Annotated in this window: 13 protein-coding genes; 6 read left to right on the forward strand and 7 right to left on the reverse strand. The window is 56.7% G+C overall.

Translation table 11 applies throughout. The features are described 5' to 3' along the window. The first annotated feature begins 73 nt into the window (after positions 1-73). Positions 74-358 carry a hypothetical protein gene (locus tag V4U88_RS19440; protein ID WP_334074906.1) on the forward strand — a complete coding sequence of 95 codons (285 nt, stop codon included), beginning with the start codon at positions 74-76 and terminating at the stop codon, positions 356-358. Here the strand turns inward: V4U88_RS19440 and V4U88_RS19445 are convergent. After that, positions 347-1,330: an NAD-dependent epimerase/dehydratase family protein gene (locus V4U88_RS19445; RefSeq protein WP_334074907.1), complete on the reverse strand. Its 984-nt coding sequence runs from the start codon at positions 1,328-1,330 to the stop codon at positions 347-349. The genes V4U88_RS19440 and V4U88_RS19445 overlap by 12 nt on opposite strands. A 133-nt stretch (positions 1,331-1,463) precedes the next feature. On the opposite strand from V4U88_RS19445, the gene V4U88_RS19450 reads away from it, so the two are divergent. Continuing rightward, complete coding sequence (locus V4U88_RS19450) at positions 1,464-2,771, forward strand: right-handed parallel beta-helix repeat-containing protein (protein ID WP_334074908.1); 1,308 nt, start codon at positions 1,464-1,466, stop codon at positions 2,769-2,771. On the opposite strand, the gene V4U88_RS19455 is transcribed toward V4U88_RS19450, so the two are convergent. The 5 genes from V4U88_RS19455 to V4U88_RS19475 all read right to left on the reverse strand — a co-directional run bounded on the left by V4U88_RS19455 (position 2,707) and on the right by V4U88_RS19475 (position 8,790). After that, positions 2,707-4,224, reverse strand: coding sequence for a sugar transferase (locus V4U88_RS19455; RefSeq protein ID WP_334074909.1), 1,518 nt, complete (start codon positions 4,222-4,224; stop codon positions 2,707-2,709). The two genes, V4U88_RS19450 and V4U88_RS19455, sit on opposite strands and share 65 nt — an antisense overlap. 194 nt (positions 4,225-4,418) lie before the next feature. Continuing rightward, positions 4,419-5,693: a glycosyl hydrolase family 28-related protein gene (locus V4U88_RS19460; RefSeq protein WP_334074910.1), complete on the reverse strand. Its 1,275-nt coding sequence runs from the start codon at positions 5,691-5,693 to the stop codon at positions 4,419-4,421. Between the two features lie 128 nt (positions 5,694-5,821). After that, positions 5,822-6,700, reverse strand: a complete 879-nt coding sequence (locus tag V4U88_RS19465; protein WP_334074911.1) for a GNAT family N-acetyltransferase — start codon at positions 6,698-6,700, stop codon at positions 5,822-5,824. Positions 6,701-7,222: 522 nt separating this feature from the next. After that, positions 7,223-8,332: a hypothetical protein gene (locus tag V4U88_RS19470; RefSeq protein WP_334074912.1), complete on the reverse strand. Its 1,110-nt coding sequence runs from the start codon at positions 8,330-8,332 to the stop codon at positions 7,223-7,225. A gap of 140 nt (positions 8,333-8,472) precedes the next feature. Continuing rightward, positions 8,473-8,790 carry a thioredoxin family protein gene (locus V4U88_RS19475; RefSeq protein ID WP_334074913.1) on the reverse strand — a complete coding sequence of 106 codons (318 nt, stop codon included), beginning with the start codon at positions 8,788-8,790 and terminating at the stop codon, positions 8,473-8,475. 201 nt (positions 8,791-8,991) lie between these two features. Between V4U88_RS19475 and V4U88_RS19480 the strand changes: the two genes are divergently transcribed. Next, a complete protein-coding gene (locus tag V4U88_RS19480) occupies positions 8,992-9,942 on the forward strand; it encodes a helix-turn-helix transcriptional regulator (RefSeq protein WP_334074914.1) in 951 nt (316 codons plus the stop codon). An 8-nt stretch (positions 9,943-9,950) separates the two neighbouring features. On the opposite strand, the gene V4U88_RS19485 is transcribed toward V4U88_RS19480, so the two are convergent. Next, entirely contained in the window at positions 9,951-10,811 is an 861-nt protein-coding gene (locus tag V4U88_RS19485) for a helix-turn-helix domain-containing protein (RefSeq protein ID WP_334074915.1), read from the reverse strand. Between the two features lie 131 nt (positions 10,812-10,942). Between V4U88_RS19485 and V4U88_RS19490 the strand changes: the two genes are divergently transcribed. From V4U88_RS19490 to V4U88_RS19500, 3 genes are all read left to right on the forward strand, one after another. After that, positions 10,943-12,001, forward strand: a complete 1,059-nt coding sequence (locus tag V4U88_RS19490; RefSeq protein ID WP_334074916.1) for a Gfo/Idh/MocA family protein — start codon at positions 10,943-10,945, stop codon at positions 11,999-12,001. A gap of 25 nt (positions 12,002-12,026) precedes the next feature. Further along, positions 12,027-12,902: a sugar phosphate isomerase/epimerase family protein gene (locus V4U88_RS19495; protein WP_334074917.1), complete on the forward strand. Its 876-nt coding sequence runs from the start codon at positions 12,027-12,029 to the stop codon at positions 12,900-12,902. 233 nt (positions 12,903-13,135) lie between these two features. Further along, positions 13,136-13,394: helix-turn-helix domain-containing protein (locus V4U88_RS19500; RefSeq protein ID WP_334074918.1), on the forward strand; the 259-nt coding region annotated here is incomplete at its 3' end.

Genomic DNA, 13,394 nt, shown 5'->3' on the forward strand with positions numbered 1-13,394 from the left:
CTGGTGTGGGGCAACCTTTTTTGGTGTTGGAGCGGACGCCGAATCACGGGAAAAGCCCCCGCAAATTCAGGCAGTGAACGTAATAGCCCAAAAGCCAGCCGCTAATACGACGGGCAGCCGTAGGGCCAGAGGTATTGCAGCGCACGGTTTGCGGCGGCCTTTCCGCCGCGGAAGGCCGGATCAGCGAGCCGATCACCACCCGCAGCAGTTGCAGCAGGCTCTCCCCGAGCCAACGCCCCGCTCCGGCGGCCAGCAGGACGGCCATCGCGACGATCACCGCCTTGGCGCCTTGTCCCGCATCATAGCACGGCGGAAACCGTCCGGAAAACCGGACGGTTCCGAGGGCTTACAAGGCTGAAATTCCCGACAGCTTCGGTTGATGGACGACGGGGAGGTTCCGGTTCAGTCCTTCTCTGTATTGGACCTCATGGCGGAGCAATGTATGCAAACCGTCGCGCAGGGTATAATAAGGCATCCAGTTCAGCTTCTCCGCCGCTTTCCGGTTGCACATCACACTGTGGCCGATATCCCCCGGCTGCGGCGGAAGAAAATGCAGCGCCGGCTCCACACCGGACAGTTCCCGCAGCAGCCCGACGATTTCCAGCAGTGAAATGCCGCCGCCACCGCTGATATTGACGATGTCCCGGCTCCCGTTTCGAATGGCCAGGACGTTGGCGTGGGCCACATCTTGCACGTGAACGAAGTCCCGCGTCTGCTCCCCGCTGCCGAATATCTCCAGCGGCTGTCCGCTTAAAATCCGCTCCACGAACGCCGTAATAACTCCGTCTTCCCCGGAGCGGGTTGTTTTGAATCCATAGACATTCGCGTACCTTAAAATGACGTAATCCAGTCCGTATTGGACTGCGAACGAGTGAATATACCTTTCGGCCACCAGCTTCGACACGCCGTAGAAGGATTGCGGATCCGTCTTATCCGTCTCTTGAATCGGGATGGATTCCGGCGTACCGTATACGGCCGCCGAGGAAGCGAACACCAGTTTTTTCACGCCGTAACGAACGCACTGCGTCAGCAAATGGATCGTCCCCATGATATTGCTTTCGGCATCCTGGCAAGGATCCTTCAAGGACCGCTGCACACTGATCTGGGCAGCCAGATGGATCACGCAGTCCGGCCGTTCCGTCTCAAAGACTCTCTCCAGCTTTTCGGATACAAGGTCCAATTGATAGATTGAGACGGACTCGTCCTTTCCCGGTACCAGGGCCCCCGCCAGCCGGTCGACAACGACCACTTGATAACCTTGCTCGCGTAATAGTTTTACCGTATGACTGCCGATAAAACCTGCTCCTCCCGTAACAAGCACCTTCATCATTTTCTACTCTCCATTCTAAAATAGGCGGCTGCCAAGCGCCCATTCACGATATTTCCGTTTCCTACTTTATGTGCCGAAGGGCTAATTTATGCGTTGGGTTCATAGGGATAAAACAAAGAGGGAGGTAGAGTATATGAAGCGACGCCCGATTTCAAAGAGGCTGCCCGCTCTGATAGCCTTGTCGTTTTTGGCGGCGTTGGCCTTAACGGTTCCGGCGGTCCTCAGGTACCTTCATGCCCCGCTGGTGCTGAATGTGAAAGAGGCGGGAGCCCGGGGGGATGGAGTCACAGACGATACCGCCGCCTTCCGCCTCATTCTGCAAAAAGCCGCCAATCACAAACATGGGGCGGACATCTTGATCCCGGCCGGGACTTACCTGCTCGACCCCGAACACCCCCTGCCCCTGCGCAGTCATATCCGGCTGATCGGTCAGGGAAGACCGGTGCTTCGTTTCGGCTTGCCGGGTACCGATCAAACCGGCTACGAAGCCCTCTCGGTAACGGGCCGGCGAATAAGCATCGAGGGTATTACCATTGACGGCGCTTACCGTTTGATCCGCGGCATCGGCGTCCATACCGGCTCGGAGCGGGTGCGGATTCGGGACATCGTCATCCGGCAAATGAGCCAGCCCGACAATCCCCACAGCCCTCTGTATTCCGCCGTAGTCAGCGGGATCATGATCTATGGGGGGACGCGAGAGGTTACGGTGGAGAATTCCACCATCTCCTATATTTCCGCAATCCATCCGTCACCTGTGGCACGCGGCATCATGGTGTGGAACAATCCGGGAGTCCCGCCGGCGAACCAGGTGCGGATTGCGGGAAATCGCATTTCCCACATTACCCCCCGCGAAGATGCGGATGCCATCCACTTTGACCAAGCCGCTCCCGGTGCCCCGCTGTCGGATTCCGTTGTCGAGAACAACCGGATTGCCTACAGCGCCAAACGGGGCATCAAAATCGCCGCCCCAGGCGTCCTGGTCCGAAATAACGTGATCACGAATCCTTATCGCGGAAATAATCGCTACCGCTTCCCGGAATCCGACCGGATCCCCCAGGATATGTATGCGGCCATCTCCGTGTACGCCAGCGATGTGACCGTCTCGAATAATATCATCGACGGGGCCGGAACCTTCTACGCGGCCATCGAAGCGGACGCCGGGACAAGAAGCCTCAGCCGGATCATTATCGAAAATAATGACATTGGCGCGAGCTCCCCCGGCGCCCCCTCCGAGCCTCCTGCCAACGGCACCGGCATCCGCCTCGGGCGAATCAGCGGCGCACGCGTGACGGGAAACCGGATTCGCGGCATGCATACGGGCTTCTTTCTCCCAAGCGGCGCCATCGACCGCGCCGAACAATTCCGCGGCAACGACATTATCGATGCGGAAACGGATATACGTTATCCGGCGGAAGCCGCACAGTCCCGCGGGAATCCATAAAGGCCGAAGCGCCGGGAACTTCGGCGGAAAGACCAGCGGAAGCCCCTGTTGGGGCGTATGCCGGGGAAGCGGAGGATGCAGGGGATGCCCCGGCCCCGCTCACTCCCTTGGCCTGCTCCCGCTGCAAGACGACGCGGATCGTCTGGACGAGGATTTTCAGGTCCAGCAGCAGTGAGTAATTATGGATATATGCCAGGTCGTACCGCAGTTTATCGGCCGCCGTTGTCGCGTAACAAGCCATCACCTGAGCGTATCCCGTCAACCCGGGCTTCACGGCCATACGGCCATCATAATGCGGCAGCTCGGCGCTGAATCGGGAGACGAAATGCTCCCGCTCCGGCCTCGGCCCGACGAGGCTCATATGGCCAAGCAGTACATTGACCAGCTGCGGCAGTTCGTCCAGCCGGGTCGCCCGCATCCATCGGCCGAGCCGGGTAATGCGCTCGTCGCCGTCCCCGGCGAGAACCGGCCCGGTGCCCGCCTCCGCACGGTCCACCATGCTGCGGAACTTCAACAGCGGAAACGGCCTGCCCCGGAGGCCGAGCCGTTCCTGCACATACAGCGCTCCCCCTTTGGAGGTCAGCGGCACAGCAACGAGCAGCAGCAGCATCAGAGGGGAAGCCGCGATGAGGAGCAGCGCGGCAAGTCCCAGATCCGCGCCGCGCTTGATGAAACGCTCCGTCCGGGTCAACCCGGGCGGCCGCAGCGAATACAGCAGTTGGTCATCCAACTGCTGCAGCTCCGCCCCCCGGACGGACAGCTCCAGAAGCTCCGGCACCATCAGCACCTCCACGTTCCGGGCGCCGGCCAGCCTCACCGCTTCTTGGCGCAAGGCCGGCGGAACGCCCGGACCTACCAGGAGCACCCGGGTGCCGTCGAGCAGCAGGACTTCCAGGCGGCGCAGTATTCCCGGCCGTCCGGTGTCCCCCTCCCCGCCCGTCCGCAATACGCTGTGAATCTCCAGCCAAGGCCGCCCTCCCTGTACAAGTTTCCGGGCGCATTCCAGATCCTCCTCGCGGATTCCCGTGAGGAGGACGGTCTTTTTATGACGCGATCTTCTCCACCCGATAAAGAACCATAGTGCCCGAAACCCGGACGAAAGAAGGAGCTGAAGGCTCGAAGCAACCAGGATCAGCGGGTATAAGCCTTCCTCCGTCTGCAGCAGTTCTTGCAACACAACAACTCCTGCGGCCGCTGCGGCATGGGACAGAAACAGATTCCACACCAAATGCGCGGGTTTCTGCCGACCCGTTGCGTCATACAAGTTGAACAGGTAGAAGGTCAGCAGCGTAACCAGCCCTGTCCATGATATCAGCAGCAAAACTTCCTCCCTGGGAGGTGCCGCCCCCCCGGGTGTCAGCCGAAGTACCGCCGTCCAGCTTGCGTAAATCCATAGGCCGTCCAGAAAAATAAGGCCCGCCCGCGGCCCTTTGGTGCGCAATGACTTGATCAAACTTTTTCCCCTCCATTTATCCGATCGGTGCTTTCTCTCTATCTATACGGCACGGTATGAAAATCAAGAACGGGAAAACTTCGCTTCAACAACGGACGCGGCAGATGGACATAAACTGGAAATTTACAACGGGAACACCAGACGCAAAAAAGCCTAATCCCCGGGTCGCTCCCAAAAGGATTAGGCATGATTTTCTATTGTTTGACAACCACGTTCTGGTTCGTGGGAGAGGTCTGTACGGTGAACTTGGAGGCCCGGATCCGGTTGTTCGAGCAGGTGATGTTTCTCTGAACGTAGCCCCGCAGATAGGTGCTCAGGTCAATGCCTCCGCCTCTTTTATGGACGAGAATATTGCCCCGGATCTCCCCTCCGGTCGCGTTCTGCCAGGTCCAGATTCCCCGTTCCCCGTTGTTGACCGTGTTGTTGAGAATTTTAAAATCCCGGATATTTCCGAGGCGAATGCCTGTCGTTCCGGCTATGGCGCTGCGATCTCCCATAGTGATTTGATTGTTCTGAATTCTAATGTCGTGGACCTCCTGGCCCGAGGCGACCTCAATCGCCGCGTAAAAGCTGCCGCTGCCGTTGATCGAATTTCTTTCGACAAGCTGGTGGTTGCCGTACAGGCTGATGGCCGAATACATATCGGGCGCAAGCTTGCCCTTGTTGCTGCCCATGTAGTAATTATTGTTCAAATAAGAGTTGGTAATCAAGTTGTCGCGGGTCGTAATTCCTTCGGCATAGATTTTTATCGCCCGTTTGGCGCAGTGATCGAACCGGTTGCCGGAAATCGCGCTGCCCACTTCGCTCCCCTGTCCGCCGTCCAACGCGGGGTCCTCATAATAGATGCCGTCGCCGTCGTCCGCCGGTCCGATATGATGAATGTGGCTGGCGCTGATCGTCACATTCCTTGCAACCCGCTCCGCGCTGCCCCAAGCGGTCGTTACGTAAATGCCTCTGGCGATCAGGCTGCCGCTCGTAAGATTCACCGCTTGGACATGGGATACCTTGCAGCCGGAAATGGAAATGGCCTCCGAGTTTCCATAAATCACGATGCCGGCTACAATCCCGGTGTAATACTCACTTTCGGGATCTGTACTGTGCGTAGCACGGGTAACCTCAACATTCTCCACCGTCACCTCGCGGCTGCCCCCGCCGATCACCAGCACCCGGTTAACCCGGTTATTCCCGTCGAGGACGAGATCGCGAATCCCGATTTGATCGCCCGCCGCCCGCATCAGTTCCCAACCGAATCCCCCGGCGGAAGCCCTTAGAATAGAAGTGTTTCCGTCTCCCTGAATCGTGGTCCTCCCGCAGACCCGAAGCGCCTTGCCCGGACGGATCATATAGACGCCGCCGGGAAAATAAACGGTATCCCCGCTTCGCATCGCCTGATCCAGCGCCTTCTGAATGGCGGCCGAATCGTCGGTACGGCCATTGCCCCGGGCTCCCAACATCGTTACATCAATCATGGCCCTTCCCCCCAACATCATGGATGTGGCTTACCGGCCCCCTTGAGAACGATTTTTTTGTACATCCTCTATCCTTATTTAATAACGGGGAGAACCAAGGGGCAATGGGCATATACCTCAAATTTAAATTATTCCACTCGGCTCGCCGGCGGCAGGGTCAAATACATCTCATACTGAAAAAGGGATTCTCGCTGAAATCCCTGCCCTTGCAAAAAGCCCTCCATCCAAGCGTTATTAGCCATAGAAACACTGAGCCTGGACAGATCCAGCTCGCGAGCGGCCGTCCGCAGCAGCAATGTTGCCGCCCCGCGGCACCGGAAGGAAGGGTCCACCAGCAGTACCGAGACCCGGCCCTCCCCACTTATCGCCAGCATTCCCGCAGGCTCATCGTTTACGGAAGCGCTAAAAAATGAGAATGTGTTGCTTTTCCGGATATAGTCCAGGTCATTCTGCCAATTAAGGTGAAAATACCGCCGCTCCGTTACCCACGCTTCAAAGGTATCCCACTCCGCTCTCCCGACCGACATCTCCTTATCGGCAACCGGTCCCAGAGTGCCCGGATCGTTCAAACTAAAGTAGGACAGTTCGTACACTTTCCGGTATCCGAGTTTGTCGTAAAAAGCAATCGCCCGATCATTCCCCGCGATCACTTCCAGATACAGCTGACGGCATCCCTGAAGCACCGCTTCCTCACGATGCAGTTCCATCAAACGGCGGCTGACACCCCGGCCGCGTTCGTCCGGAATGACGGCCAACGCCCCGCATCGCATCGTGAGAACTCCCTCGTATTCCCGAATCCCTCCGAGGACCAGGCCGACAGGCTTGCCGCCTCTAAGCGCTACGAAGGAGTGCTCTCTCGCATTGCCTTCCGGGCCGAAAAAACGGTCGGCAAACTGCTCCATCGTCAATTGAAACCGGATGAGATAATCGGAGAATCCCGCTTGAAACGCGGCAAACAGAAGCGGCCATTCGCACTCCGTACCTCGATAATATCGAAGCTCTTCCATGTTTACCCCTCCTTATGTACCTATCGATAATAGCCGTATATCCCTAAATATAGCAAAAAGCCCGCCTTGTTTATAGCGGGCTCTTCATGCGCGAGAGCGACCATGCTGGCGGGAGCGGATTTTCGGCTATCTAGGTTGAACTAAAGAATTGGCGTTGGGCAAGGATATGAAATGGTTTCGGAGATACGTTGCCAACATCCACAATTGTAGATATAAAGCGCCCTCGCATCGTCGGAGTCTACACACTAACGGGAAAACCTCCCGTTAATCTACCGCTCTTGGTTCTTGAATCGGATTTAGCTGGAAATTCTCCATCTATTTCGCGGCCTAATTTCCGATAGACACATTTTCAGGCGAATTACCGGGAGGTTTTCCAGCTAATTCCCCTCTGCAGCCGCATACGCACCAAATTAACGGGAAGAATTCCCTTTAATTTGAACCAACCATGAGCTGTAGGCCAAGAGTGTGAAAAGAACCCTTTACACTTGTCTAATAGGCAAATCAATAGTTCAACCTATATAGTCACTTTTTCGCCAGACTGGGAGCATCTTCGGCAAGTGCGTCCAATTCGCGCTTCAGTTCATCCCGCAAGCCGGCGACAAGCTTATCGTCCGCAGCATCCCGGTAAATTTGCTCAAGCCGTTCCCGGCGGGTTTTGACTTCGGCCAGCAAGGAGATCGATTGCTTCATGGACGCGGAATAGCGTTCCTTGATCGCACGCAGGGGGGCTTCGAATTTCTCGTCCGTTCCCGGCGTAATCGCCAGTTCATATACATCGAGAATACTGTCGCCTTCGCGGGAAGGGAAATGCTCGTGCGGCGCGGTGCTGTCAAAGATCGCCAGGCTCAGCTCCGGAAAGATGAGCATATCCAGGCTGTTCGGGTCGAAGCCGCAATGGTACACCTCCGTGCCGATCCCCCGCTCCTCGGCCAGCGCGGCGAGCTTCCGGAACAGCGTCGATTTTCCGGAGCCCGGCCGGCCCTTGACATAAATCCGCGTGCGCAGCCGATCCGTCAAATTCAGGACGAAATCGACCGCTCCCCGCCAGGTAGCCGCACCGAGGAACCGATGCGTCATTCGGGCCGGGCCTGCGTTTTCGAAGACGGGCAAATGCGTATCGGCAAACTCGGCGGCCAATTGGTTCATCTTTTCCCGATCCAATTGGTCGATATAGTAATTCTCCCATTCATCATGAATGCGCAGTGTCCGCAAAAATGTCGCATACGCCTCCTCGTACAGGCCTGCGATTTCTTCTTCCAGACTTTGCAGTTCTTCGCGGGCGGATGCGAGCATCTCCTCCCGGAACGCCGTTCGAAGATCGATAAAGGACAGCTTCGCTCCTTCCGGCTCAAAACCTTCGGGCCAAGCTTCGCCGTCCACAAAACCCGCCGACAACTCCTCGATGGTAAGGCCTTCAAGCAGATCGCCATCAAGCGGCTGATGAATCAATTGCAGGCTCCATCCGCTCCCTTCGATGGTTGAAGCCAAATGCTTCAGCAAACCGGCCGCCGCTCCCGGAACACCTTTTAATACGTAAATCGCCGAAAGTCCCTGAAACGCCGAATCGACCAGACTGTACAGGCCGGCCGCCGTATTCCCCCGCGCAAAATAGTGAAGCTCCCGCTTTGTCATGCGGAATCCAACTCCTCTCCTAACCTGGTGTTTCATACCTTACACCTTATGCGAGATAGCGGCCCTGTGTGTTTGCCCAGCTCGCACCGATTTCACGGAAGAAGTCTATCGCGAAGGAAACCCGGCGTTTGTTAGGCGGTTTAGCGCTTGAGCCAACGGTGCAGATCGACCACGGAATGAAGCGCGTACTCGATGCGGACCGGACGGCCGTTTTCGAGGATCACCAGGCAGGGCACGCTGGAAATCCGCCATGTCTCCCGCAGTACGGGCGCAAAGTTGATGTTGATTTTGGAGACCGGCATCGCCGCCCCGGTCTCCAGAACGATTCCGAGCATCCGCTCCGCCAAGGCGCACGTTCCGCACAGGGGCGTATGAAAATATACCGCTTCCGGATCGTTTCCCGCCTCCTGTTGGAGATGAGCCAGCAGTTCTTTTTCCGACCTTTCCGGAATGTTCACGCACATTCCTCCTCTCTTTACAAATCCGTCTAAGTACCGCCATAATAGTGACAAAGATTGTCACCGTATAGCAAAACCAATATCGCTATTAGGTTGGATTAAAGAAGTAGCCAGTGCCCCTTCAGACAACCTTGATATCATAGAATTCCTGCATATCTGCAATGCGTATCAATAATCCAACTATAGCGGAGGAGATCCGACTTGCCCAAATCGAAACGATTGATGGAGCTGATGATGACCGTCAACCGGAAGCGCAAATTTACGGTCCGTGAACTGGCCGAGGAATTCGGCGTCTCTTCCCGCACCATTTTGCGGGATCTGCAGGAGCTGAGCGAGCTTGGCGTCCCTCTATACTCCGAGGTCGGTCCGCACGGCGGCTACCAAGTGTTAAACGAGCGTGTGCTGCCGCCGATCGCCTTTACCGAGGGAGAGGCCGTCGCGATTTTTTTCGCCAGTCACGCGCTGCGCCACTATGCTTATCTTCCCTTTGAGACGGAGGCGGCCTCCGCGCTCGGGAAATTTTATCATTTCATGCCGGGCGATGTCCGCGACCGGATCGACGAAATGAAAAACCGCGTCGATTTCGTCACGCCGGAGAGAAATTCCCGCTTCCCTTACCTCCCGCTGCTGCTGGATAGCGCCGTGCGTCGGCAAGTGACCCGGGTGGAGTACGCCCCGGCGGGCGACGGCCAACCAGACTGCCGGGATATTCAACCCGTCGGCATCTACGCCAAAAACGGTCTGTGGTACTGCCCCGCTTACTGCTTTCAACGGGCGGATTTCCGGTTGTTCCGCTGCGACAGGATTCTGTCCGCCGCCCCTTCATCGGAAATCCCGCCCCTGGATTTAAGCGAAGTTCACCTGGACAATTGGGAAGCCGGCATCCGCTCCAAAGTCCACGATACCAACATCCGTGTGGAACTAAGCCCTACGGGAGCGGAGCTGTGCGAGGCCGAGCTGAGCCGTCACATCCCGCTTCATCTCCGGGAAGACGGTTCCGGCTACCTGCAAGGCACGATACCGCTCGGGGAGGTGCCTTTTTTGGCGAGTTTTTTTATCGGATTGGGCAGTGAAGCCACCGTCCTTGAACCGCCTGAGCTGATCGAGGAAATCAAGCGGAAGCTGGCCGAATTGACGGCCAAATACCGATAGCCCGGGTATCACGTTCCGACTCGGCTGCGGTAGCTGCGGGGCGATACCCCGGTAATTCGTTTGAAAACCCGGGAAAAATAAAACATATCCTTGTACCCCAGCGCCTCGCCGATTTCCTTCACGCTCATGTCCGTGTTGAGCAAAATATTCCTCGCTTCGGCGGTTTTCAGCCGGTGGATAAACTCATTCAAAGGGTAGCCGGTGTATTCGTGGACGACCCGGCGGAGCGTGGACACGGAAATATGATGCCTGGCGGCAAGCTCGGAAGCGCTCGGGGTCTCATATAGGGAGCGGCCCAGGTCCTCGATGATTTTCAAGGCGAACCTGCCCCGATTCCCCGCCTCCGCCCGGTCTCCCTGGGAGACAAGTTCATACAGCAGCGATTCCAGAAGCAGGGCCGCCCGGTCCAGGTTGCTCGGTATGCCGCTGTCGATCAGCATAAACATCATCTCCATTTTGTTCAGCAGCGTTTCGTCGACAGAGACAATTTTGACCGCATCGACCTCAAACAGCCAATCCCGGAGCCACTCCTCCACCCTCTCCCCTTTTACCGTGAAATAGTACTCATCCCAAAAACCTCCGGTATCCGGTCCGTAATTGAACTCCACTCCGGGGTAAAGACAGAACCAGGAACCGGCCTCCACCCGTCTCACTTCACCGCCGCCCACCTGGTAATACCCGCTTCCCGCGGTAATGACGACGAACGCCCAGTCCCGGAACTCGGAATCGCTGCGCTGCGACGTTCTTCCGGGCAAATGCCCGGCGGAGACGATCGACAGCGATTGGAGCTTCAAGCGCTTGGGATCGACGGCCGGATCGAAGACGCGTATCGGATGAGGACTGATCATATAATCCATATACTTTGTCATCCTGCACATTCTCCCTTTACTACGACTGTGATAGATTATGGTTAATTGAACAAATAAAACAAATTTATGCAATCCAGCCGGTATCATTGTAGCAGACTTGCATAAGTAAGGAAAGGATGTAAGCGATCGCAATGAGCGCACTGAAAGTAGGCCTGATCGGCAATGGATCAATTTCGGAATCCCATCTGCAAGCTTATTTGTCCAACCCCAAAGCGGAGCTGGTCGCCGTCTGCGACCTGAAGGAGGACCGGGCGCGGGACACCGCGGCCAAATACAATATCCCGCATGTGTACACCGATTACCGGGAACTGCTCGCCAACCCGGAGGTCCAGGCCGTAAGCATTTGCACCTGGAACAATTCGCACGCCGAAATCAGCATTGCGGCGCTGCAGGCGGGCAAGGACGTGTTGTGCGAAAAGCCGTTGTGCAAGACGGTGGAGGAAGCCCTCCGGATCGAGCGGGCCGTCCGCGAAACAGGGAAACTGCTTCAGATCGGCTATGTGCGCCGCCACGCCTCCAACATCGCCGTGTTGAAGAAGTTTATCGATGCCGGGGATCTCGGGGAGATTTATTTTGCCAAGGCGAGCCTCGTCCGGCGCTTGGGCAATCCCGGCGGCTGGTTTGCGGATAAGGAACGGTCGGGCGGCGGCCCGCTGATCGATATCGGGGTGCATGTGATCGACCTGTGCTGGTATCTGATGGGGAAACCAAAAGTGAAGTCCGTGAGCGGCAATACGTACAACAAGCTCGGCAACCGCTCTCATATCGAAAACTACGATTTTTACAAAGCGGCTGATTACGACGCTTCCTTCAATACCGTGGAGGATATGGCCAACGCGCTGATCCGCTTCGACAACGGCGCTTCGCTGCTGGTCGACGTCAGCTTCTCCCTCCATGCCCGGGAGAACTCGGCGCAGATCAACATCTACGGCGACAAGGGGGGCGCCGAAATCGAGCCGGTGTTGGCGATCGTGACCGAGCGGCACAACACGATCATCAATATCGATCCGCAGATCAGCAGTCCGGGCTTCGAGTTTCAGGGGAGTTTCGACAGGGAGATCAACCATTTTGTCGACAGCTGCCTCGGCCTGCACGAGACGAACTGCCCGGTGGAGGACGGCGTGGAAATGATCAAAATTTTGAACGCCATTTACGAGTCCGCGGCAACGGGCCGAGAAATTCAATTTTAGAGACGGGTGAGGAGGCGATACGAATATGAAATTGCCAAATAAAATCGGCGTAATTGTGGACAGCTTCGGCGTTGGCGTTAAGGAAGGATTGAAGCAGGCTAAAGCGGTAGGTGCGGAAGGGGTGCAAATTTACGCCGTCTCCGGCGAGATGGACCCCGCAGCTCTGACCGCCGCCAAGCGTAAGGAACTGCGCGATTACATCGCGGGCTTGGGCCTGGAAATTTCCGCGCTGTGCGGCGATCTGGCCGGCCACGGTTTTCAGGACGCGGAGGCCAATCCGGCCAAGGTGGAAAAATCCAAGCGGATTCTCGACCTGGCGGTCGAGCTCGGCACCAACATCGTCACCACGCATATCGGCATCGTTCCGGAAGATCCAAACAGCCGTATTTACGAGGCGCTGCAGCGCGCTTGCGAGGAACTCGGCGTGTACGCCAAAAGCATGAACGCTTACTTCGCGATCGAGACCGGACCGGAGCCGGCCGCTCATTTAAAAAGCTTCCTGGACACGCTCAGCACAAACGGCGTCTCCGTGAATTTCGACCCGGCCAACATGGTGATGGTCACCGGCGACGATCCGGTCCAAGGCGTCAAAACGCTGCGCGATTACATCGTCCACACTCATGTCAAGGACGGCAAACGGCTGCGGAAAGTGGATCCGAAGGAGGTTTACGGCTACCTCGGCTACGAGGCGATGGATCACCAAAAAATCGCCGAAATGGCCGCCTCCGGGGCCGCCTTCGAAGAGGTTCCGCTCGGCGAGGGCAGCGTCGATTTCCCGGCTTATTTCGCGGCATTGCAGGAAATCGGCTATACCGGCTACCTGACGATCGAGCGCGAGGTGGGCGAGCGTCCGGCGGAGGATATCGCCAAGGCGGTATCGTTTATCCGCTCGTTCCGCTAGGCGGGAGACACGGACTTCCCCCCGGGCAAGTGAAAAAGATGCAAATCTGCAGGAATTTCCCGCCGGATCAAGGTCCGCAAGGCGAAAAGATGCAAAAGTGCAGGAATTTTCGGCCATTTCTGCGGCAAGGGACCTCTTCGCTAAAAAGAGATGCAGATTCTCTAAGGCCCCCTAATTAAACTGGAGTCTCCCTACCCAATAATTTAAACTTAGAATAAAGGGAGATGATCGGTATGGGAAAAAGGTTGAACGAAGAAAAACGTTTAAAAGTTGTGAAAGAAGCGATGGCAGGTGTTAAGGTGGGGGTATTGGCTCGAATGTACGACGTCCACCCTGAGACTGTCCGTTGTTGGATTAGAGATCATCGGGACTCTATTTCGCCTGAAGAAATTCCTGCGGCAGACGAACATGTTCAAGAGTTGCAACGCCTGCAGGAGGTAGAGCAACGCTACCAAAAGGCCGTTAAGGTCCTTGGTGAAAAAGAACTCGAAA

It is taken from the genome of Paenibacillus sp. A14 (assembly GCF_036864815.1).
In the GTDB taxonomy this organism is placed as follows: Bacteria; Bacillota; Bacilli; order Paenibacillales; family Paenibacillaceae; genus Fontibacillus; species Fontibacillus sanfengchensis.